Annotated in this window: 16 protein-coding genes; 12 read left to right on the top strand and 4 right to left on the bottom strand. The window is 60.1% G+C overall.

Annotation, left to right across the window (positions count from 1 at the left end):
• Positions 1-135: 135 nt before the first annotated feature.
• Positions 136-390 carry a helix-turn-helix domain-containing protein gene (locus BFW87_RS05675; RefSeq protein ID WP_078739007.1) on the top strand — a complete coding sequence of 85 codons (255 nt, stop codon included), beginning with the start codon at positions 136-138 and terminating at the stop codon, positions 388-390.
• A complete protein-coding gene (locus BFW87_RS05670) occupies positions 374-1609 on the top strand; it encodes a type II toxin-antitoxin system HipA family toxin (RefSeq protein WP_078738969.1) in 1236 nt (411 codons plus the stop codon). The genes BFW87_RS05675 and BFW87_RS05670 overlap by 17 nt, the downstream gene beginning before the upstream one ends.
• Before the next feature lie 16 nt (positions 1610-1625).
• Here BFW87_RS05670 and treR read toward each other — a convergent pair whose 3' ends face one another.
• Positions 1626-2330, bottom strand: coding sequence for a trehalose operon repressor (treR, locus tag BFW87_RS05665; RefSeq protein WP_078738968.1), 705 nt, complete (start codon positions 2328-2330; stop codon positions 1626-1628).
• Between the two features lie 254 nt (positions 2331-2584).
• Between treR and treP the strand changes: the two genes are divergently transcribed.
• From treP to BFW87_RS05640, 5 genes are all read left to right on the top strand, one after another.
• Positions 2585-4027 (top strand): PTS system trehalose-specific EIIBC component, encoded by a 1443-nt coding sequence (gene treP / locus BFW87_RS05660; protein WP_078738967.1) that lies wholly within the window; start codon positions 2585-2587, stop codon positions 4025-4027.
• A gap of 122 nt (positions 4028-4149) precedes the next feature.
• The gene (gene treC, locus BFW87_RS05655) at positions 4150-5796 is read left to right on the top strand and encodes an alpha,alpha-phosphotrehalase (RefSeq protein WP_078738966.1); all 1647 of its coding nucleotides are present in this window, start codon (positions 4150-4152) and stop codon (positions 5794-5796) included.
• Between the two features lie 72 nt (positions 5797-5868).
• Positions 5869-7089, top strand: coding sequence for a maltoporin (locus BFW87_RS05650; RefSeq protein ID WP_078738965.1), 1221 nt, complete (start codon positions 5869-5871; stop codon positions 7087-7089).
• A gap of 165 nt (positions 7090-7254) precedes the next feature.
• Positions 7255-9780, top strand: coding sequence for a phosphoenolpyruvate--protein phosphotransferase (gene ptsP, locus BFW87_RS05645; protein ID WP_078738964.1), 2526 nt, complete (start codon positions 7255-7257; stop codon positions 9778-9780).
• Positions 9781-9782: 2 nt separating this feature from the next.
• On the top strand, positions 9783-10061 hold the full coding sequence (locus tag BFW87_RS05640; RefSeq protein ID WP_078738963.1) for a PTS transporter subunit EIIB: 279 nt from the start codon (positions 9783-9785) through the stop codon (positions 10059-10061).
• Positions 10062-10198: 137 nt separating this feature from the next.
• Here BFW87_RS05640 and mltF read toward each other — a convergent pair whose 3' ends face one another.
• Positions 10199-11659, bottom strand: a complete 1461-nt coding sequence (gene mltF / locus BFW87_RS05635) for a membrane-bound lytic murein transglycosylase MltF (protein ID WP_078738962.1) — start codon at positions 11657-11659, stop codon at positions 10199-10201.
• A 287-nt stretch (positions 11660-11946) separates the two neighbouring features.
• On the opposite strand from mltF, the gene purL reads away from it, so the two are divergent.
• The 5 genes from purL to BFW87_RS05610 all read left to right on the top strand — a co-directional run bounded on the left by purL (position 11947) and on the right by BFW87_RS05610 (position 18192).
• On the top strand, positions 11947-15843 hold the full coding sequence (gene purL, locus BFW87_RS05630; RefSeq protein ID WP_078738961.1) for a phosphoribosylformylglycinamidine synthase: 3897 nt from the start codon (positions 11947-11949) through the stop codon (positions 15841-15843).
• A gap of 4 nt (positions 15844-15847) precedes the next feature.
• On the top strand, positions 15848-16159 hold the full coding sequence (locus tag BFW87_RS05625; RefSeq protein ID WP_078738960.1) for an NGG1p interacting factor NIF3: 312 nt from the start codon (positions 15848-15850) through the stop codon (positions 16157-16159).
• Positions 16160-16474: 315 nt separating this feature from the next.
• Positions 16475-17113, top strand: a complete 639-nt coding sequence (locus BFW87_RS05620; protein ID WP_176159714.1) for a DUF6036 family nucleotidyltransferase — start codon at positions 16475-16477, stop codon at positions 17111-17113.
• Positions 17097-17549: a hypothetical protein gene (locus BFW87_RS05615; protein ID WP_078738959.1), complete on the top strand. Its 453-nt coding sequence runs from the start codon at positions 17097-17099 to the stop codon at positions 17547-17549. Before BFW87_RS05620 ends, BFW87_RS05615 begins: the two co-directional genes overlap by 17 nt.
• Before the next feature lie 364 nt (positions 17550-17913).
• Positions 17914-18192: a DUF6124 family protein gene (locus BFW87_RS05610; RefSeq protein WP_078738958.1), complete on the top strand. Its 279-nt coding sequence runs from the start codon at positions 17914-17916 to the stop codon at positions 18190-18192.
• Positions 18193-18293: 101 nt separating this feature from the next.
• On the opposite strand, the gene nagE is transcribed toward BFW87_RS05610, so the two are convergent.
• Together nagE and ptsP (BFW87_RS05600) are read right to left on the bottom strand one after the other, a co-directional pair.
• Entirely contained in the window at positions 18294-20000 is a 1707-nt protein-coding gene (nagE, locus tag BFW87_RS05605; RefSeq protein WP_078738957.1) for an N-acetylglucosamine-specific PTS transporter subunit IIBC, read from the bottom strand.
• Positions 20001-20025: 25 nt separating this feature from the next.
• The gene (gene ptsP, locus BFW87_RS05600; protein WP_078738956.1) at positions 20026-22536 is read right to left on the bottom strand and encodes a phosphoenolpyruvate--protein phosphotransferase; all 2511 of its coding nucleotides are present in this window, start codon (positions 22534-22536) and stop codon (positions 20026-20028) included.
• Between the last annotated feature and the right edge of the window lie 23 nt (positions 22537-22559).

Here is a 22559-nt window from a genome sequence, read left to right as displayed (position 1 = left end):
GGTTTGTGTTTCTGGTGTGCGAACGCTCAACTAGGAACCGCGCGCGAATAAAGCAGTATTCAAAATTAAGTGCATTGTATAGGATGCATTAATGCAATATTGTGTAATTTTGCATTGAATTGGATGCACTTTGATATGAACGATCTAGGACTACTGATCAAAAACCTGCGCAAAACCGCCGGCCTTTCTCAAACTCAGCTCGCGCAACGGCATGGCATGAGTCGCGCCACCATCTCGGGGATTGAAAACAACACCATCCCGGAAGTGGGGATTCGCAAGGTCGCGGCCATCCTTGAGGGCTTGGGATACGAATTGACCGCTATCCCCAAGCGTCGGCGCATGACCCTTGATGAGCTGAAATCAGGAAACATCCATGACGAGTCAAAGTGATCGGTTGTATATCGGTGTAGGCGGTGTGGCTGCAGGAGCACTCGGCCGAGGTCAGGAGAACAGACGCGATTCGATTTTCTCGTATAACGACACGGTTGCCGAAGAGAACGCCGTTTCCCTGACCATGCCGGTGCGGCTTGAGAGCTACAACTGGGAGTATGGGATACACCCCTTGTTTGAGATGAACATCCCCGAAGGGCATCTCAAGGACGAGCTTGTGCGACGCTTCAGCAAGTCGGTGCGCGGCTTTGACGACTTCGCTCTGCTGGGCATTGTGGGGCCACACCAACTGGGTCGTATCAGTGTTGCCCATGACGCGGGCGACGGGTCACTGCCTGAGGTCAAACTCTCCGAGTTGTTGGTATATGACGGAGCAAAAGACCTGTTCGATGACCTCCTGAAAACCTACGCAGCCTACTCAGGGGTTTCGGGTGTTCAACCGAAAGTGCTGGTACGCGACGTTGACGACATGACCCCCGGTATTGAACGTCTGACCCATCGGGGCGCGACACACTTGGTGAAGGCGTTCAGCGAATCTGACTTTCCCCAATTGGCGGCCAATGAGTTTTTCTGCATGCGAGCAGCACTCCATTGCGGCCTCGAGGTGCCTGAATTTCAGCTCAGCGCACATGGGAAGCTCTTGGTGGTAAAACGGTTCGACATCGGTGCAAGCGCTTACCTCGGATTCGAGGATATGTGCGTTCTATCAGGATGGGGTGCCGCGAAGAAATATGACGGAAGCTACCAGGGATGCGCGAAGCTGATCAGGTCATTTGTCACGCCAAGCCGTGTCACCAGAACGCTGGAAGATTTCTTCCTGATGGTGGCGCTTTCTGCCGGTATCCAGAACGGTGATGCACACCTGAAAAACTTCGGTCTGCTGTATGAGAATTGCGCCGAGGACGCAGACGTTTGGCTTGCCCCGGCTTACGATCTGGTGACCACCACGGTGTACAGCAGCAACGACATCATGGGCTTGCTGCTCGGCGGTTCGAAGGCTTGGCCAAAGCGCAAGATGCTGGTCCAGTTCGGGCGCAGTTCCTGCGGTTTGACTGAGGCACGTTGCAACGAATTGCTTGCCAGAGTGCAAAGCGGCATGACCCGCGCGATGGCAGAGCTTTCAGAATACCGAAGCACTCACCCCGATTTCGAGTTGATAGGCGAGAAGATGACCACTGCATGGGCGGCAGGACTGGCCAAGAGTATCGCAGTGCAATGATCTTCCCGCCTCATGTTCACCGCCGCGCAATATCCGAAAAGTAAAACTTATCCAGCGTATGCCGCGACTCGGTGTACTCAAACTGCCGCCCATCCTGCAAAAACGTCTGGTTACTCACCACGATCACATGGCTTTGCCCATCCAGGTCCAGATGCGCCTGGTCGTCTTTGCTGCGGGGCAGGGCTTCGATGGTGCGCTGGGCGTAGGCGATTTGCAGCTGCAGGGTCTGCTCAATGAACGCGTAGATCGACTGTTCGGCAATCGAGCGGTCAAGCCCTGGGATCACGTCGGCGACGAAGTGGTTGATGTCCAGAATCACGCGTTTGCCGCCAATCCGCCGTACCCGTTTGATGCGGGTGATCAGCGTGCCGGGCTCGGCTTCGATGTGTTGCAGCAGTGAACCTTCCAGTGCGAACTGGCTGAATTCGACGACTTCGGTGCGTACGTCATCGCCCAGGTCGGCGTGGGTTTCGTGGAAGCTGACGATGCCGCCCAGCTGGAACTCAATCGGGTTCGGCGACAGCACAAACGTGCCTTTGCCGTGGATTTTTTGCGCGAACCCACGCTCCTGCAACTGCTCGATAGCACGGCGCACAGTGCCACGGCTGGCCTGGTAGGCGTCCATCAATTCGGTTTCGGAGGGAAGGCGCGTGCCGCGTTGCAGCCGTTCAGTGGTGATGCTGGCAAGCAGATCCGTATAGATCTGGTTGTATTTGCTCATGGGGATGGCTCTGTGCCCGACGTGGTGAAGGTGAACGGCGCGTTCACGGCAGGAACCTTAGTGGGCCGGGTGGGGTTTGTCCATTAGACCCTCGGATATCTGTGGCTTACAGCGAAGCGCGGGTCGCAAATAGATAAACATTTTTAAACTCGTCTGTACGAGTTGTTGCTTTAACTCGTACAGACGAGTACTTTTGCCCTCGGCGTGCTGCCAATGACTGCCCCCAAATAAAAAAAACCAAGTGGAAAACAAGCATGAGCCACGACTATTCAACCATTGCCCGCGAGATTCTCGAGAACCTCGGCGGCAGCGACAACCTTGAGCAAGCTGCCCACTGCGTGACCCGTCTGCGCCTGGCGCTCAAGGACCCGAGCCTGGTCAACAGCAGCGCGCTGAACCAGGTCGATCTGGTCAAGGGCTCGTTCTTCACCGGCGGCCTGTTCCAGGTGGTGATCGGCCCCGGCGAAGTGGAAAAGGTTTACGCCGCCCTGCGCGAACAGACTGGCCTCGCCGCCGCGACCATCGCCGACGTGAAGAAGAAAGGCGCCGACAAAACCAATGCCATGCAGCGTCTGGTGCGCGTGTTCTCCGACGTGTTCATGCCGATCCTGCCCGCGCTGATCATCGCCGGCCTGTTGATGGGCGTGAACAACCTGATGGGCGCTAAGGGCATGTTCATCGCGGACAAAACCTTGCTGGAGGCCTATCCAAACCTGGATGGCCTGTGGAGCCTGATCAACCTGATGGCCAACACCTCGTTCGTGTTCCTGCCGGCGCTGGTGGGTTGGTCGGCAGCCAAGCGTTTTGGCGGCAGTGAAATCCTCGGCATCGTGCTTGGCCTGATGCTGGTGCACCCGGACCTGCTCAATGCCTGGAACTACGGCAAAGCGGTGGCGGGGCTGGACGGCCAGAGCCTGCCGTACTTCGATATTTTCGGCCTGTTCAAGATTGAGAAGGTCGGCTATCAGGGGCAAATCCTGCCGATTCTGATGGCGGCGTATGTGATGAGCGTCATCGAGAAATGGCTGCGGGCGCGGGTGCCCAACGCCATTCAACTGCTGGTTGTACCGATCACCACCATCGTCGTCACCGGCGTGCTGGCGCTGGCGATCATCGGCCCGGTGACCCGTCACCTCGGCATCCTGATCACCGAAGGCGTGGTCACGCTGTTTGACCTGGCACCGATGCTCGGCGGGGCGATTTTCGGTCTGCTGTATGCACCGCTGGTGATCACCGGCATGCACCACATGTTCCTCGCGGTGGACCTGCAGTTGATCTCCACACAGGGCGGCACCTTTATCTGGCCGATGATCGTGATGTCCAACCTGGCCCAGGGTAGTGCGGCGCTTGGCGTGTTCTATATGACCCGCAATGCGCGGGACAAAAGCATGGCGTCAACCTCGGCGATTTCGGCGTATTTCGGCATCACGGAGCCGGCGATGTTCGGTGTGAACCTGCGCTTCAAGTTTCCGTTTTATGCCGCGCTGCTGGGCTCGGCGCTGGGCAGCATTTTCCTGTCGATGAACAAGGTGCAGGCGTCGGCCATCGGCGTCGGTGGCTTGCCGGCGTTTATCTCGATCCTTCCGCAGTACATCCCGGTGTTTGTGATCGGGATGGTGATTGCGATGGTCGTGCCGTTTGTTTTGACCTGTGCGTTGAGCATGAAGATTGTTCGGCCGGGGTACAGGGTCGCCTGATCTGACGCTATCGCAGGCAAGCCAGCTCCCACCTTGATTTGTGAACACATTCAACTGTGGGAGCTGGCTTGCCTGCGATGAGGCCCTAAAGGCCAGCACACAAATAACTGAAGGAACCCACCATGCAAAACTGGCAACACTCGGTGATCTACCAGATCTACCCCAAAAGCTTCCACAGCCACGCGGGTAACGCCACCGGTGACCTGCTGGGCATCGTGGACAAGCTTGATTACCTGAAATGGCTGGGCGTGGATTGCCTGTGGATCACCCCGTTCCTGCGCTCGCCGCAACGCGACAACGGCTACGACATCAGCGACTACTACGCCATCGACCCGAGCTACGGGACCATGGCCGACTGTGACCTGCTGATCGCCGAAGCCGCCAAGCGGGGAATCAAGTTGATGCTCGACATCGTGGTCAACCACACCTCCATCGAGCACGAATGGTTTCAGCAAGCGCGCAGCAGCCTCGACAACCCGTACCGCGACTTCTACATCTGGCGCGACCAGCCAAATAATTGGGAATCCAAATTCGGCGGCTCGGCCTGGGAATACGAGGCGCAAACCGGCCAATATTTCCTGCACCTGTTCGACCACACCCAGGCCGATCTGAATTGGGACAATCCCAAGGTACGCGCCGAGGTGTTCAAGTTGATGCGCTTCTGGCGCGACAAGGGCGTGGGCGGTTTCCGCCTTGACGTGATCAACCTGATCTCCAAACCCGCTGATTTCCCCGAAGACAACACCGACGGCCGCCGCTTCTACACCGATGGCCCGAACGTGCACGAGTACCTGCATGAAATGCACCGCGAGGTCTTCGAAGGGCATGACCTGATCAACGTCGGCGAAATGTCGTCCACCAGCCTTGAGCACTGCATCCGCTACTCGCGGCCGGAGTCGAAAGAGCTGTCGATGACCTTCAACTTTCATCACCTGAAAGTCGATTATCCGAACCTGCAAAAGTGGGTGCGGGCGGACTTTGATTTCCTGCAACTCAAGCAGATTTTTTCCGACTGGCAATTGGGCATGCAGGCCGGTGGCGGCTGGAACGCGTTGTTCTGGTGTAACCACGACCAGCCGCGGGTGGTCTCGCGTTTTGGTGACGACGGCGAGCACCGCGTGGTCTCGGCCAAGATGCTCGCCACTGCGCTGCACTTCCTTCAGGGCACGCCGTATGTGTACCAGGGCGAAGAGCTGGGCATGACCAACCCGGGCTTCAACAAGATCGACCAGTACCGCGATGTCGAGACCCTGAACATCTTCCGCCTCAAGCGCGATGCGGGTGAGTCCGAGGCGTCGAGCATGGCGGCAATCATGCAGAAATCCCGCGACAACGGCCGCACACCGATGCAGTGGAACGCCGAAGCAAATGCCGGTTTCAGCACGGGCGAACCGTGGATCGGCATTCCGGCAAATGCTGCGCAGATCAATGTCGCGAGCCAACTGGATGACCCGGATTCGGTACTGCATCACTACCGCGCGCTGATCGCTTTGCGTCGCCACGAGCCGCTGATTCAGGCGGGCGTGTACCGCGAGCTGCTGCAAGACCACCTACAGGTCTGGGCCTACCTGCGTGAAGGCCATGGCGAGCGCCTGCTGGTGCTCAACAACTTCTACGGCACGCCGTGCGAAATCCAGCTGCCTGATCACGTGATCAATACCGCGCAAGAGCAGCGCCTGTTGATCAGCAACTACCCCGACTGCCCGCCGCGTACAGCCACGCTGAGGCTGCGCCCTTACGAGTCGTTTGTGCTGCACCTCAAGGACTGAGGCCGCTTCAACCCCTGCCCGGGAGTGCGGGGGTGCTTCATCAAAAACATAATAAAAATATCGGAGTGCTTCATGAAAACAACAATAAAGTTGGGCCTCATTGCGTCTTGTCTTTCTGCACCTTTTGGCGCTCAAGCGCTGGAATTTGCCGGCTATCTGCGCAGCGGCGCAGGCACTTCAACCGGCAGTGGCAAGCAGCAATGCTTCCAGTTGCCGGGGGCGCAATCCAAATACCGTCTGGGCAACGAGTGCGAGCAATACGCGGAACTGGAATTGCGCCAGGACCTGTTGACCCTCGATGACGGCTCGGTACTCAGCGTGGATGCCATGGCATCGCTCTACAACAGATACGATCGCGCCCTGAAATTTCAGGGCGAAGACAACGGCTCGGCACGCATGCCGCAGATGTATGCGCAGTGGTCCAACCTGCCGAGCCTGAATGGCGGCTCGGTGTGGGCCGGTCGGCGTTACTACAAACGTAATGACATCCATATTTCCGACTTCTACTACTGGAACCAGAGCGCCACGGGCGGTGGTGTTGAGGACGTGAAAATCGGCGACCTCAAGTACAGCTACGCCATCTCCCGCAAGGACAATCTGTACCAGAAGGAATACGCCACGCGACACGACTTTAACGTGGCCGGCTTCAAGACCAACCCAGGCGGCGAGCTGGAATTTGGCCTGAGCTACATCGACAAAGCGGGCGGCCGCGATGCCAACAGCGGCTGGGCGATCACCGCGCAGCATGTGCAAAAACCGTTTCTTGGCGGCAAGAACAAGTTCGCCCTGCAGTACGGTGAAGGTCCTGGCACGGGTTTGGGTTACACCGGCGACACGACGTTGGACAAGAGCAGCAAAAGCTACCGCGCCGTGGAGTTTTTCGACTGGCAGGTGACACCGCGTTTCGGTGGGCAGGTCGAGGCGGTGTACCAGAAAGATATTCGCCCGGGCTCGTCGGATCAGACGTGGATGTCCATCGGTGTGCGCCCGGCCTATGCCATCAGCGAGCAGTTCAAACTGGTCACCGAACTTGGGCATGATCAGGTCGAGGCCACGGGCGGTACGCGCAAGCTGAGCAAATTTACCTTCGCCCCGACCTGGTCGCCCAACGGCCCGGATTTCTGGGCGCGCCCGGAAGTGCGTTTGTATTACACCTACGCCACCTGGAACGAAGCCGCCAAGCGCGCGGCGAATGAACTGGCGGCGGGCTCGGCGTTGTCCGACACCGGCGCCTACGGCACGGCGCGGCATGGGTCGAACTTTGGTGTGCAGGTTGAATATTGGTGGAAATAGCTCGGATTTAAGTGAACGGGCTTTATGTGGGAGCTGGCTTGCCTGCGATGGCATCACCTCGGTCTTGATGAAACACCGAGTCGCCTGCATCGCAGGCAAGCCAGCTCCCACATTGGAGTGTCGTTCGCCCTATGATTTTTACAGAACAAAACAGCAGGTGAAGTCATGACCACAACGCAACCCCTGGAACTGCTGGCGCCCCTGTCCGGGGTGCTGCTGGCGCTGGATAAAGTGCCCGACCCGGTGTTCGCCAGCCGCTTGATCGGCGACGGCCTGTGCATCGACCCGACCTCGCAGACCCTCTGCGCGCCATTGGCCGGGGTGATCAGCAATATTCAGGACAGTGGTCATGCGGTCAGCATCACCGACGAGAACGGCGTCCAAGTGCTGCTGCACATTGGCCTGGACACCGTGAACCTCGCGGGCCAGGGCTTCACGCGCCTGGTGCAGGAAGGCCAGCGCGTGGAGGCCGGGCAGCCGCTGATTGAATTCAATGCCGACTACGTGGCGCTCAACGCGCGCAGTTTGCTGACGTTGATGCTGGTGGTCAGCGGCGAGCCGTTTACCGTGTTGGCGGACGGCCTCGTCGAGTTGGGTCAGCCCCTGTTGCAGTTATCCCCAGGTGAAGCGGTTGAGGCGCCGGTCGAGGAGGAGGGCGACGCACTGTTCTCCAAACCACTGACCTTGCCCAACGCCAATGGCTTGCACGCCCGCCCGGCGGCAGTGTTTGCCCAGGCAGCCAAAGGTTTCAACGCGAGCATTTACCTGCACAAGCAAACCCAGAGCGCCAACGCCAAATCCCTGGTGGCGATCATGGCGCTGCAAACCGTGCAGGGCGATTCGCTGCAGGTCAGTGCGGCGGGTGACGACGCCGAAGCGGCGATCAAAGCATTGGTCGCCTTGTTGGCAGAAGGCTGCGGCGAAGCGGTAGCTGCCGTGGTTGAAGGGGTTGAGCCTGTCACGCCCGTGTCGTCGGCGACCTTGCTGCGCGGTGTGTGTGCATCGCCGGGTTCCGCATTTGGCCAAGTGGTTCAAGTCGCCGAGCCGGAGCTAATTATTACTGAGCAGGGCGCCGGTGAACCCGCCGAACGCGCTGCACTGGAGCGCGGCCTGCTGTCGGCAACCGCGGCGCTGCAAGCCTTGCAAGCCAAGGCATCCGGCAGTGCCCAGGCCGAAATCTTCCGCGCCCATCAGGAGTTGCTCGAAGACCCGACCTTGCTCGAACAAGCCCACGGCCTGTTGGCCGAAGGCAAGAGCGCCGCGTTTGCCTGGAACAGCGCCACGGTCGCGACCGCCAATCAGTTCAAGACGTTGGGCAATGCCCTGCTCGCCGAACGTGCGGCGGACCTGGCCGACGTCGGCCAGCGCGTGCTGAAACTTATCCTCGGCATTCAAGACAGCGCCTGGGAGTTGCCCGAGCGCGCGATCCTGATTGCCGAGCAATTGACCCCCTCGCAGACCGCCAGCCTCGACACACGCAAAGTGCTGGGTTTTGTCACCGTCGGCGGCGGTGCGACCAGCCACGTCGCGATCCTCGCCCGCGCCCTCGGCTTGCCGGCCATTTGTGGTGTGCCGGTGCAGGTTTTAGCGCTGGCCAATGGCAAACAAGTGCTGCTGGATGCCGACAAAGGCGAGCTGCATTTAGACCCGAACCTGGCGGAAATCGAACAGCTGGAAGCGGCGCGCCAACAGCAGATTCTGCGCCGTCAGCGCGACGTGGCGCAGGCATCCTTGCCAGCCACCACCCGCGACGGTCATCACGTTGAAGTCACCGCCAACGTCGCCTCGTTACAGGAAGTCGAGCAATCCCTGACGTTGGGCGGCGAAGGCGTCGGCCTGTTGCGTTCCGAATTTCTCTATCTGGATCGCAACCGCGCGCCAAGCCCCGAGGAGCAAGCTGGCACTTACACCGCCATTGCCCGCGCCCTCGGCACCGAACGCAACCTCGTGGTGCGCACCCTCGACGTCGGTGGCGACAAACCGCTGGCCTACGTGCCGATGGAGGCTGAAACCAACCCGTTCCTCGGCTTGCGCGGCATTCGCCTGTGCCTGGAGCGCCCTGAACTGCTGCGTGAACAATTCCGCGCGATCCTCGCCAGCGCCGGTTTTGCGCGGCTGCACATCATGTTGCCGATGGTCAGCCTGTTGTCCGAGCTGCACCTGGCCCGGCAGATTCTTGAAGAAGAAGCGCTGGCGCTGGGGCTCACCGAGCTGCCGAAGCTGGGCATCATGATTGAAGTGCCGTCCGCCGCATTGATGGCGGATGTGTTTGCGCCCCATGTGGACTTCTTCTCTATCGGCACCAATGACCTGACCCAGTACACCCTGGCGATGGACCGCGATCATCCACGACTCGCCAGCCAGGCCGACAGTTTTCACCCGGCCGTGCTGCGCCTGATCGCCACCACCGTCAAGGCCGCGCATGCCCATGGCAAGTGGGTCGGCGTGTGCGGCGCGCTGGCGTCCGAAGCCCTGGCGGTGCCGGTGTTGATCGGACTGGGGGTGGATGAACTGTCGGTCAGCGTGCCGTTGATCCCGACCATCAAGGCCACCGTGCGCGAGCTGGATTTGGCCGACTGCCAACTCATCGCCCGTCAGGTGCTGGGCCTGGAAGAAGCCGCCCAAGTGCGTGAGGCCCTGAGCCAATACCACGTGGCCACTGTTGATACCTCACCTGTTTTGGAGCACTGAGCATGTTGGAGAAATTGCAGCGAGCGTTCTGGAAAGCGCTGACGCCGGATTTGATTGCCGAAACCGTGGTAGCGCCAGAGCAGGGCTTGCTGTCGGCGCAGGTGCTGACGGCGTTGGGCGGGGCGGATAATCTCAAGTCGCAACAGCGTGTGGCTCTGACGCGGGTGCGGGTGCAATTGCAGGATGTGGCGCGGTTGGATGGTGCGGCGTTAAAAGCGGCAGGTGTGCCTGGAGTGATGGTGTTGGCGGGGGGAGTGGTGCATCTGCTCACTGGCCTTTAATCCAAGCAAAGATCCAAATGTGGGAGGGGGCTTGCTCCCGATAGCGGTGGCTCAGTCAACTGATGCACTGACTATCACTCTGCAATCGGGAGCAAGCCCCCTCCCACATTAGTTTTGTGGTGTTTGGATAATTGTGTTTATAGCTGCTGGTTATCTTCCGGCGGCTTGGTTTTATCCACACCCGGCACGTGCAAGTTGCCTTCCACCACTTGGTTACCTTCCAACTGCGGCTGAGTCACCCACGTCAGAATGTCGTAGTACCGCCGGATGTTCGCTACAAAATGCACCGGCTCCCCGCCGCGCGCATAGCCATAACGCGTCTTGCTGTACCACTGCTTCTGCGACAGGCGTGGCAGCATCTTTTTCACGTCCAGCCACTTGTTCGGGTTCAGACCGTCTTTCTTCGCCAGCGTACGCGCATCTTCCAGATGCCCGGTGCCGACGTTGTAGGCCGCGAGCGCGAACCACGTACGATCCGGCTCAGCGATGCTGTCGTCCAGTTCATCCTTGATCTTCGCCAGGTACTTGGCGCCGCCCATGATGCTTTGCTTGGCATCCAGGCGGTTGGACACGCCCATCGCCTGCGCGGTGTTCTGGGTCAGCATCATCAGGCCGCGTACGCCGGTTTTGGAGGTGACGGCAGGCTGCCACAGTGATTCCTGATAGCCGATGGCGGCCAATAGCCGCCAATCAACCTTTTCTTCCTTGGCGTAGGCGCGGAAGTGCTTTTCGTATTTCGGCAAGCGCTGCTGCAAGTGCTGGGCGAAAGTGTAGGCGCCGACATAACCGAGAACATCAACATGCCCGTAATAGCGGTCTTTCAAGCGCTGCAAGGTGCCGTTTTTCTCGACCTTGTCCAGGTAACTGTTGATCTCGTTCAGCAGGCTGTTGTCTTCACCCGCCGCCACGGCCCAGCTCTGGTTGCTGGCATTGCCGAGGTCGAACGCCACGCGCACGTTGGGGAAGTACACCTGGTTCATGGCGACTTCGTTGGAGTCGACGAGAGTCAGGTCGATTTGCCCTTCGTCGACCATACGAAGTAAGTCGACGACCTCTACAGCGTCGGACTCTTCATATTCAATCGCAGGATTCTGCTTTTTAAGCGCCGCCAATTGCTCAGCATGGGTGCTGCCCTTGAGCACCATGATCTTCTTGCCCACCAGGTCTGCCGCGTTGGTCGGGCGGGACTGGCCGTTGCGGTAGATGATCTGCGGGGTCACTTCCAGATAAGGATGGGAGAAACGCACCTGTTGCTCGCGCTGCGCGCTGCTCACCAGACCCGCGGCAGCCAATACCGGACCGTTGGGTTTGCCCAGTTGGCCGAACAGGTCATCCAGGTTGTCGGCGGTCTCGATTTCGAGTTTCACGCCCAGATCGTCGGCAAAACGCTTGACCAGTTCGTATTCGAAACCGGTTTCACCGTTGCGGTCCTGGAAATACGTGGCGGGGCTGTTTCGGGTAATCACCCGCAATACGCCGTCCTCCTTGATTCGCTCGAGCGTGCTGGGTTTATCAACACAGGCGCTGAGCATCAGGAAGAGTCCGGTTGCGAGCAGCCATTTGGCGCATCGCGGGCGCAAAGCAGTAGGGGAGAACATCTGCGCAGTATACGCAAACGCCCCCCCGCGCCATATCTCGACAGCAGGGGACTTGTCTGCTAGCGCCCGCAAAACCGGGCTGCAGCCCGCAGAAATGCGGGTTGGCAAGGGTTTGTGACGGTTAAAATAACTGCGCGCCACGGCTTCGAAAACGCCCCGATACTGTGCAAACCCTGCCAACTGACGTTCGGCAACGGCCAGCGGTGCCGTTTCGGGTGCCGTTGGCGGCGGTTTACGCTAGAATGCACGGCCTCAAAGCACACCCCCTTCCCGAGGCTGTCCCGAAGATGTTGATCCTGCGCGGCGCTCCTGCCCTTTCTGCCTTTCGCCACAGCAAACTCCTTGAGCAACTGAGCCAAAAGGTTCCAGCGGTTACAGGCTTGTATGCTGAATTTGCTCACTTCGCCGACGTTACCGGCGTGTTGACCGCCGACGAACAGCAAGTGCTCGCACGCCTTCTGAAGTACGGTCCAAGCGTTCCCGTTCAAGAGCCGACTGGCCGCTTGTTCCTGGTTCTGCCACGGTTCGGCACCATCTCGCCCTGGTCGAGCAAGGCCAGCGATATCGCCCGCAACTGCGGCCTGTCGAGCATCCAGCGTCTGGAACGCGGCATCGCCTTCTACGTGGCTGGCCAGTTCAGCGACGCCGAAGCCGAGCTGATCGCCAGCAGCCTGCACGACCGTATGACCCAGATCATCGTCAGCCAGCTGGAACAGGCTGCCGGTCTGTTCAGCCATGCCGAACCCAAGCCGCTGACCGCGATTGACGTGCTCGGCGGTGGCCGCGCCGCCCTCGAGAAGGCCAATACCGAACTGGGCCTGGCGCTCGCCGAAGACGAGATCGACTACCTGGTCGACGCCTTCAACGGCTTGAAGCGCAACCCGCACGACATCGAACTGATGATGTTTGCCCAGGCCAACTCCGAGCACTGCCGTCACAAGATCTTCAACGCCAGTTGGGACATCGACGGCGAAAGCCAGGAAAAAAGCCTGTTCGGCATGATCAAGAACACCTACGTGATGCACAGCGAAGGCGTTCTTTCTGCTTATAAGGACAATGCCTCGGTGATCGTCGGCTCCGTCGCCGGCCGTTTCTTCCCGGACCCTGAAACCCGCCAGTACGGCGCGGTGCAGGAGCCGGTGCACATCCTGATGAAGGTTGAGACCCACAACCACCCGACCGCGATTGCCCCGTTCCCGGGCGCAGCCACCGGTTCCGGCGGCGAAATCCGTGACGAAGGCGCCACCGGCCGTGGCGCCAAGCCAAAGGCGGGCCTGACCGGTTTCACCGTGTCCAACCTGCAGATCCCGGGCTTCGAACAGCCGTGGGAAGTGCCGTACGGCAAGCCTGAGCGCATCGTCACCGCACTCGACATCATGATCGAAGGCCCGCTGGGCGGCGCCGCGTTCAACAACGAATTCGGTCGCCCGGCACTCACCGGCTATTTCCGTACCTTCGAGCAGTCCATCACCACCCCGCGTGGCGATGAAGTGCGCGGCTACCACAAGCCGATCATGTTGGCTGGCGGCATGGGCAACATCCGCGAAGAACACGTCAAGAAAGGCGAGATTCTGGTCGGCTCCAAGCTGATCGTCCTCGGCGGCCCGGCCATGTTGATCGGCCTGGGCGGCGGCGCAGCTTCTTCCATGGCCACCGGCACCAGCTCGGCGGACCTGGACTTTGCTTCCGTACAGCGCGAAAACCCGGAAATGGAACGCCGCTGCCAGGAAGTCATCGACCGTTGCTGGCAGTTGGGTGACAAGAACCCGATCAGCTTCATCCACGACGTCGGCGCCGGCGGTTTGTCCAACGCCTTCCCGGAGCTGGTCAACGATGGCGACCGTGGTGGCCGTTTCGAACTGCGCAACATTCCAAACGACGAGCCGGGCATGGCCCCGCACGAAATCTGGAGTAACGAATCCCAGGAACGCTACGTACTGGCCGTTGGCCCTGAAGACTTTGCGCGTTTCCAGGCCATCTGCGAACGCGAGCGTTGCCCGTTCGCCGTGGTCGGCGAAGCCACTGCCGAGCCGCAGTTGACTGTTACCGACAGCCACTTCGGCAACAGCCCGGTCGACATGCCGCTGGAAGTGCTGCTGGGCAAAGCCCCGCGCATGCACCGTTCGGCCGTGCGTGAAGCCGAGCTGGGCGATGACTTCGACCCAAGCACACTGGAACTGGCCGACAGCATCGAACGCGTGCTGCACCACCCGGCCGTGGCGAGCAAAAGCTTCCTGATCACCATCGGCGACCGCACCATCACCGGCCTGGTTGCCCGTGACCAAATGGTCGGCCCGTGGCAGGTGCCGGTGGCTGACGTTGCGGTCACCGCCACCAGCTTTGACGTCTACACCGGTGAAGCCATGGCCATGGGCGAGCGCACGCCGCTGGCCCTGCTGGACGCCCCGGCGTCGGGCCGCATGGCGATTGGTGAAACCCTCACCAACATTGCGGCTTCGCGTATCGGCAAGCTGTCTGACATCAAACTGTCGGCCAACTGGATGTCCGCTGCCGGCCACCCGGGTGAAGACGCGCGCCTGTACGACACCGTCAAGGCTGTCGGCATGGAGCTGTGCCCGGAGCTGGGTATCACCATTCCGGTGGGCAAGGACTCGATGTCCATGGCCACTCGCTGGAACGAAGACGGCACCGACAAGAGCGTGACCTCGCCGCTGTCGCTGATCGTCACCGGTTTCGCGCCGGTTACCGACATTCGCCAGACCCTGACCCCGCAACTGCGCATGGACAAGGGCACCACTGACCTGATCCTGATCGACCTGGGCCGTGGCCAGAACCGCATGGGCGCCTCGATCCTCGCGCAAACCCATGGCAAGCTCGGCAAACACGCGCCGGACGTCGATGACGCAGAAGACCTCAAAGCCTTCTTCGCCGTGATCCAGGGCCTCAATGCCGACGGCCACCTGCTGTCCTACCACGACCGTTCGGACGGCGGCTTGCTGACCAGCGTCGTGGAAATGGCCTTCGCCGGTCACTGCGGCCTGAACATCGTGCTCGACAGCGTTGCCGAGGATGCTTCCGAAATCAACGGCATCCTGTTCAACGAAGAGTTGGGCGCCGTGATCCAGGTTCGCCAGGACGCAACGCCAGACGTACTCGCCCAATTCAGCGCCGCTGGCCTGGACGACTGCGTGGCCGTGATCGGCCAGCCGATCAATAACGGTGAAATCAATATCTCCTTCAATGGCGATACCGTGTTTGCCGGCCAGCGCCGCTTGCTGCAACGCCAGTGGGCTGAAACCAGCTACCAGATCCAGCGTTTGCGCGACAACGTCCAGTGCGCCGAGCAGGAATTTGACGTGATCCTGGAAGAAGACAACCCGGGGCTGAGCACCAAGCTCAGTTTCGACGTCAACCAGGACATCGCTGCGCCTTACATCAAGAAAGGCATTCGCCCACAGGTAGCCGTGCTGCGTGAGCAGGGCGTCAACGGCCAGGTGGAAATGGCGGCTGCGTTCGACCGTGCCGGCTTCAATGCGATCGACGTGCACATGAGTGACATCCTCGCCGGTCGCGTTGACCTCAACGAGTTCAAAGGCCTCGTCGCCTGCGGCGGTTTCTCCTACGGCGACGTGCTGGGTGCCGGTGAAGGCTGGGCCAAATCGGCCCTGTTCAACAGCCGTGCGCGCGATGCGTTCCAGGGCTTCTTCGAGCGCAACGACAGCTTCACCCTGGGTGTGTGCAACGGTTGCCAGATGATGTCCAACCTCAGCGAACTGATCCCGGGCAGCGAGTTCTGGCCGCACTTTGTGCGCAACCGTTCGGAGCAATTCGAAGCCCGTGTCGCCATGGTGCAGGTGCAGGAATCCAATTCGATCTTCCTGCAAGGCATGGCCGGTTCGCGCATGCCAATCGCCATCGCCCACGGCGAAGGACACGCCGAGTTCGCCAGCGAAGAAGCCTTGCTCGAAGCCGACCTGTCCGGCTGCGTGGCCATGCGTTTCGTCGACAACCACGGCAAGGTCACCGAGACCTACCCGGCCAACCCGAACGGTTCGCCGCGCGGGATCACCGGCCTCACCAGCCGCGACGGTCGCGTGACCATCATGATGCCGCACCCGGAGCGTGTATTCCGCGCCGTGCAAAACTCGTGGCGCCCGGAAGAGTGGGACGAGGACGGCGCCTGGATGCGCATGTTCCGCAACGCTCGCGTGTGGGTGAACTAAGACGGTGTACAAGCTCGCCTTCTTTGTACCTGCCAGCCATGTGGAGACGGTGAAAACCGCCGTCTTCGCCGCCGGCGGCGGGCGCATCGGCAACTACGACAACTGCGCCTGGCAGGTACTGGGCCAGGGCCAATTCCGCGCGATGGACGGCAGCCAGCCGTTTATCGGGCAAGTGGGCCAGGTTGAAGTGGTTGAAGAGTGGAAGGTTGAGTTGGTGGTGGCGGATGAGTTGATTGTGGCTGTTGTGGCTGCTCTGAAACTCAGCCACCCGTATGAGACACCGGCGTATGAGGTGTGGCAGTTGGCGGATTTTTGATTCGCACGCTGCATTAACAAGAAACCCGCTGGGCCAGTTTGGTCAGCGGGTTTTTTGTTGGCTGCAAGGGCCTCATCGCAGCGATGCGGCGGTCCGACAAGCCAGCTCCCACATTTGATTTGTAAACGCCCCCCAATGTGGGAGCGGGCTTGCCCGCGATGGCGTCGGGACAGGCGCCACAGACCTTTCCTACAAACCTTTCAGGTTGTCCCTCGGAACCCGCCCCAATAGCCTCCAGCGGTCGCTGAATAACCAGTGATCGGGATTTGAATTCAACGCCCGTTCAGCAACGTCGTATCGGCTTGAGATTCAATAATGGAGTTTCCAGATGTAGTCGTTCCTCGCCTCAATACCCACACTCCACTCGGGCAAGCCTTGGTTTCAATGTTCAAATCCATCGAAGTGGAGTTGATGCTTGAGGGGGCGAAGCCCGGCGCGGTCAAGGTCATTGTCTTTGGTGGTTGTGCGGTCCACTTATATACGCACCATCGTATTTCCACGGATGTTGATGCGGAGATTTACTGCGCCAGTTTTCGAAACAAGCTGCGCCTTCAGACACTGTTGGCGGAATTCCCTGAACAGTTTTTCGATGAGCAGTCCGGCCGTGTGATGGAGTTGAACTATGACCTTCAATACCACACCAGCTTCGGCCCACTTCACGAAGATTACTGGGAGCGAAGTCTTCCTTTGGAAGAGTTTCCTGTGGAGTCCGTACTGCATCTGCATATAGCTGCGCCGATCGATATTGCAATCTCCAAATTGGGCAGAGCCACTGATCAGGATGTAAGCGACATCATGGCGTTGTTGAGGGCTGGCTTCATCTTGACCACTGAGCTCCGTCGGCTGGCGTTGCAGGCGATTGATATGTATGTTGGCAACAAAGAACCACCCAGATCCATTTTGAACAATATCTTGCACGATTATCTGGAGCCTGCAGATGGCGAAGCCTTTTAACGGTCCCGTCTTATCATCCGCCTTGGACACGCTCGTCAAAAGCCCTTTGAATCAGGCTGATGACGATGCGTTGGTGAGCGCAGCGAAAGCCGTTTGGTACTCGGACGCGAATCTTGTGGGTGAAGTGAAGAATTTTCTGGATGCTCACTCCAGTGAATTGGAGCTTCGTCGCGCGGGCTATCTGCTGGAGCGCTTCACGCGTTTTTCATGTGTGACAGATAACCGGGTAGTGGAAGCGCTGCACGCTCTTGAGCTGTTTACGGCGACTGCTTCCAAACGGGAGGTGAAGCCTCAGGGCGTTGTTGCGCTGCGCAGTCGCCGTGATGAGCTGGCGCTGTCCTGGGGGCTGAGTGAGGGGCTGGGTTTGAAGGTTCAAGCGCTGATGCCTTTTCAGACTCGGCATTACGAAGCTGAGCAGCGTGGAGCATTTGCTTAGGTGCGGATAGCGATTCAAGAACCCGGCTTAGGCCGGGTTTTTGTTGTCTGCTATTTCTTCAGCTCTCGGAGGTTTCTTACAAGTCTTTCAGGTTGTCCCTCGGAACTGGCGTCACTAATCTTCTCGGGTCGCTGCCAATGTGGCGACCGGGACTGCAAGCCCGCCGATAATTTGTTAGTGACCAACAGTGCACCTATAATCGTGCCGCTTTGACGAAGCGATCATTGATTTATGGTGGCTGTGTGCGGGAGATCTCTGGGTCTGCCGGGGTTCCTAACAACTCGGTCTTGCAGACCCGTACACAGCTGCCACCCATCATCTGCAAGTGATGTCGGTAGCTCCCACTTTTGTTAGGAGTTTTACCATGATCAAAGACAGCCCAAATCCCCCATCTGATTCTCTACCCGCTGACCAACTCTTCACCGTAAGGCTCAGCCTCGATAGTGAAACCCTGCTCGCCAATGCCGCTCAGGATATTGAGTCAGTACTGGCTCTAACGGGGCATCTGGCCTTTGACGTCAATGGCGTCCAACGAAATATCGCGCTGGCAGCTCACCGGATGCTTGAAGGTATCCAGTTGATGGTGGAGCGAGTGTTGGATTTGAATGAGGTGCCCGAACTCAAATCATCAGGCGCCAGTTAAGGCCAATCGCAGGCAAGCCAGCTCCCACATTTGAATGTATTCACAGTTCAAAATGTGGGAGCTGGCTTGCCTGCGATGAGGTCAGTCCAAGCAGTGATGATTTACACCCTGGCGCCTACTTCACGGCCACTGACCAACCGCTCCAGCGCCTCACCCAATCCGCTGGCTTTGTCACCAATCAACAAGTGCCAAACACCGCTATCCAACTGGCTCACTCCCTGGCAACCCAGCGCACTGAGGTCAGCTTCAGACAACACCGAATCATCCCCCAACTCCACCCGCAACCGGGTCATCGCCACCGCTTCCAGCTGGCGCACATTCCCACGGCCACCCAAGGCATTCAGCCACTTCTCGGCCTCCTGCACATTCACCGCCACCGGCTTATCCACAGGCGCAACGCTCACCGGCGCACTGGCAACAAACGAAGGCATGGCCAAGCGAATCTCATCCGCAATGCTGTCGGCCATCGGCCCCACCACCACCTGCAAACTCCCGCCATTCCCCGGCCGAACCACAGCCATGGCGCCCAGCGCTTTCAGCTCGGCATCCACGGCTTTATTGCGATCCACCATGTCCAGGCGCAGGCGCGTCGTGCACGCGCCAACACTCAGCAAGTTGGCCGCACCACCCAGCGCACGGATATACGCGCTGGCCCGCTGGTTATCGGTCATCGCCTCAGCCTGCACCACCTGAATATCTTCACGCCCCGGCGTTTTCAGGTTGAAGCGGCGAATGCAGTAGTTGAACACGCTGTAGTAAATCAACGCGTACGCCAGCCCGACCGGGAACACCAGCCAGCCATTAGTGGACTTGCCCCAACCCAGCACCATGTCGATAAACCCGCCGGAGAAGGTAAAGCCCAGGTGGATGTTCAGCAGGTTGGTGACCGCCATCGACAGGCCCGTCAGCACGGCGTGAATCAGGTACAGGAACGGCGCAAGAAACATGAATGCAAATTCAATCGGCTCCGTCACCCCAGTCAAGAAAGAGGTCAGTGCCATCGACAGGAAAATCCCGCCCATCACCTTGCGGCGTTCCGGCAGCGCATTGCGGTACATTGCCAGGCATGCTGCGGGCAGGCCAAAGAGCATCACCGGGAACATGCCGGTCATGAACTGGCCGCCTTTCGGGTCACCGGCGAAGTAACGGGTCAGGTCGCCGGTTACCACCGCGCCAGTCACCGGATCGGTAAAGCTGCCGAACACAAACCACGCCATGTTGTTGAGGATATGGTGCAAGCCGGTGACGATCAGCAGGCGGTTGAACACGCCGAACACGAACGCGCCGAAGCTGCCGCTTTCCATCAGCAACACGCCGAAACTGTTGATGCCGTGCTGGATCGGCGGCCAGATCAGGCCGAAGATCACGCCCAATCCGACCGCGCTGAACCCGGTGACAATCGGCACAAACCGTCGCCCGCCAAAGAACGCGAGATACTCCGGCAGCTTGATGTCCTTGAAGCGGTTATACAGCCCGCCCGCCATCAACCCACTGGCGATACCGGCAAGCATGCCCATGTTGATGGTGGAGTCCATCACCTTGAGCGTGGAGATCATCACCAAATAACCGATGGCGCCTGCCAGGCCCGCCGTGCCGTTATTGTCGCGGGCGAAACCCACGGCAATACCGATGGCGAAGATCAGTGCGAGGTTGGCGAAGATCGCCTGCCCCGCGTCGTGCATCACGGCGATGTTCAAAAGGTCGGTGTCGCCCAGGCGCAGCAAGAGGCCGGCGATCGGCAGAATCGCGATCGGCAGCATGAGTGCACGGCCCAGGCGTTGCAGGCCTTCGATGAAATGTTGGTACATGGCGAGTCTCCTTTTCTTGTTGTTGTCAGCTCAGCGGCCAGTGGTGTTGACAGGCTTGGCGAACGGCTTTGGCGCTGCTCAGGTCGAGCAGGCCTTGGCTGATTTGCCGGCATTGCGCCGCGTCCAGATGGCGGACGCGGTCCTTGATTTCTCCGATTTGCGGCGGGCTCACCGACAGCTCGCTGACCCCCAGGCCCACCAGAACGGGCGTGGCCAGCGGGTCGGAAGCGAGGGCGCCGCACACGCCGACCCAACGACCGTGTTTCGCCGCGCCGGCACAGGTTTGGGCGATCAGCCGCAGCAGCGCCGGGTGCAAGGCGTCGACCCGCGCGGCGAGGCCGGCGTGGTCGCGGTCCATGGCCAGGGTGTACTGCGACAGGTCGTTGGTGCCGATCGACAAAAAGTCTGCATACAGCGCAAGTTGCTCGGCCATCAACGCGGCGGCGGGCACTTCGATCATCACGCCCAGTTCGGGGCGTTGGGTCAGTTCCAGCTCCACGCACAATTCATCCAGGCGTTGGCGAATCTGCAGCAGCTCATCCACTTCGCTGACCATCGGCAGCAGGATGCGGCAACGCTCCAGCGGGCACACTTGCAGCAGCGCGCGCAGTTGCTGGTCGAGCACGTCAGGGCGCACCTGGGCCAGACGAATGCCGCGCAGGCCCAACACTGGGTTGGCTTCAACCGGCAGTGGCAGGTAGTCGAGCTGTTTGTCACCGCCTACGTCGATGGTGCGGATGATCACCGACTTGTCGCCCATGGCATCGAGCACGGCTTGATAGGCGTGGCGTTGTTCCTGCTCGTCCGGCGCGGTGCGGCGGTCGACGAAGAGAAATTCGGTGCGCAGCAGGCCAACGCCGTCCGCGCCGTTTTCAAACGCCACTTGAGCCTCGGCGCTGGAGGCAACGTTGGCGGCAACTTCGATAGTCACGCCATCGGTGGTGCGCGCGGGCTGCCGGGCTTGGGCCTGTTGCTGCTGGCGGCGCAGCTTTTGCGCGTCGCGAATCTGGTGCACTTCGGCGTGGCGCGCGTCGCTGGGTGCCAGTTCCAGGCGACCGTTGGCGGCGTCGAGTACCACGCGCTGGCCTTGCGGCACGTCGAGTACGTCGCTGCCCAACGCGACGATGCAGGGCAAGCCTTTACCGCGCGCCAGAATAGCCACGTGGGACGTCGCGCCACCTTCGGCCATGCAGATACCGGCAGCGTCTTGTGCACTCAGTTGCAGCAGGTCCGAGGGGGTCAATTCATGGGCGCTGACGATCGCGCCCGCAGGCAATTCGAAGTGCCAGGCCTCACCCAGCAGCGCGCGCAACACACGCTGTTGCAGGTCGCGCAGGTCATTGGAACGCTCGGCAAACAGCGGCTTGCCCAAGGCCAGCAACACCGCGCACTGCGCCTGAATTGCATCGCGCCAGGCATGGGTAGCGGCGCTGCCCTGTTCGATGGCGCCGGTGGCCGCGTCCAGCAGGGCCGGGTCTTCCAGCAAGGCGAGGTGCGCCGCGAAGATCTCTTCTTCCTCGACGTTTTTGCGCTGGCGGGCGTGGGTCAGGGTGTTGCGAATTTCGCCGCGCACTTGCTCAAGGGCCGTGTCCAGATGTTGCAGTTGTTCGTCGGCGGAGTGGTTGCGGGTGTCTTCCGGTAATTCAATGCCGGTCAGACGAAACAACGGCCCGCACACCAGTCCGGGTGCGGCGCACACACCTTGCAGCACACCGGCTTCGGTGTTCGCCCGGCGCACAGCGACGGCAACCGGTGCGTGATGTTCTTCTTTAACGGCTACGGACAACGCGGCAACCAACGCCTGCAACGCAGCCTCGGCGTCTTTGCCGCGACAGCTCACACGCACCTCATCGCCTTCGCCAATCCCCAGCCCCATCAAGCCAATCAGGCTGTCGCACGCGGCCGACTTCCCGGCGAAATGCAGATGGGCCTGGCTGCTGAAACCCTGCGCCGTCTTGCGGATCAATGCAGCGGGGCGCGCATGCAAACCGCCACGGTGAGTGATGCGCACGCTGGCGCGTACTTCAGCGGCCGAGTTATCCACAGGCGCCTGAGTGGCGGAGGTTGAACGCGCCACAATCTGCAACAACGGTTCGCCGAGCTTGACGTTGTTCCCGGCAATCGGCCGCAGTTCAAAGCCTTCGCCATTGGTCAGGATGATCAGGCTGATCAGGCTTTTGCACTGGCGCGCGATGCGGTCCAGATCAAACTGCACCAGCGCCTGGCCCTGGCTGACCCGCGCGCCTTCCTTCACCAGTAACGCGAAGCCCTCGCCATTCAGCTCGACGGTGTCGATGCCCACATGCATCAGCACTTCGGCGCCATTCTCGGCACGAATCGTCAGTGCATGCCCGGTGCGCGCGACATGGATGATCACCCCGTCGCACGGTGCGTGCAGGCAGTCGTTCAAGGGGTCGATGGCAATGCCGTCACCCATCGCGCCGCTGGCGAACACTTCGTCGGGAACGTTGCCCAGGGTCAGCACCGGGCCACTGAGGGGGGCGCTTAGGGTCAATTCATTATTGTTGTAAGACATGGGCACGGTACTCATCAGGAAAA

Origin of the sequence: Pseudomonas fluorescens (genome assembly GCF_002022275.1) — a bacterium.
Lineage (GTDB): Bacteria > Pseudomonadota > Gammaproteobacteria > Pseudomonadales > Pseudomonadaceae > Aquipseudomonas > Aquipseudomonas fluorescens_AJ.
Note: the sequence above shows the minus strand (reverse complement) of the source record. Positions and strands in the feature narration are given on the sequence as shown.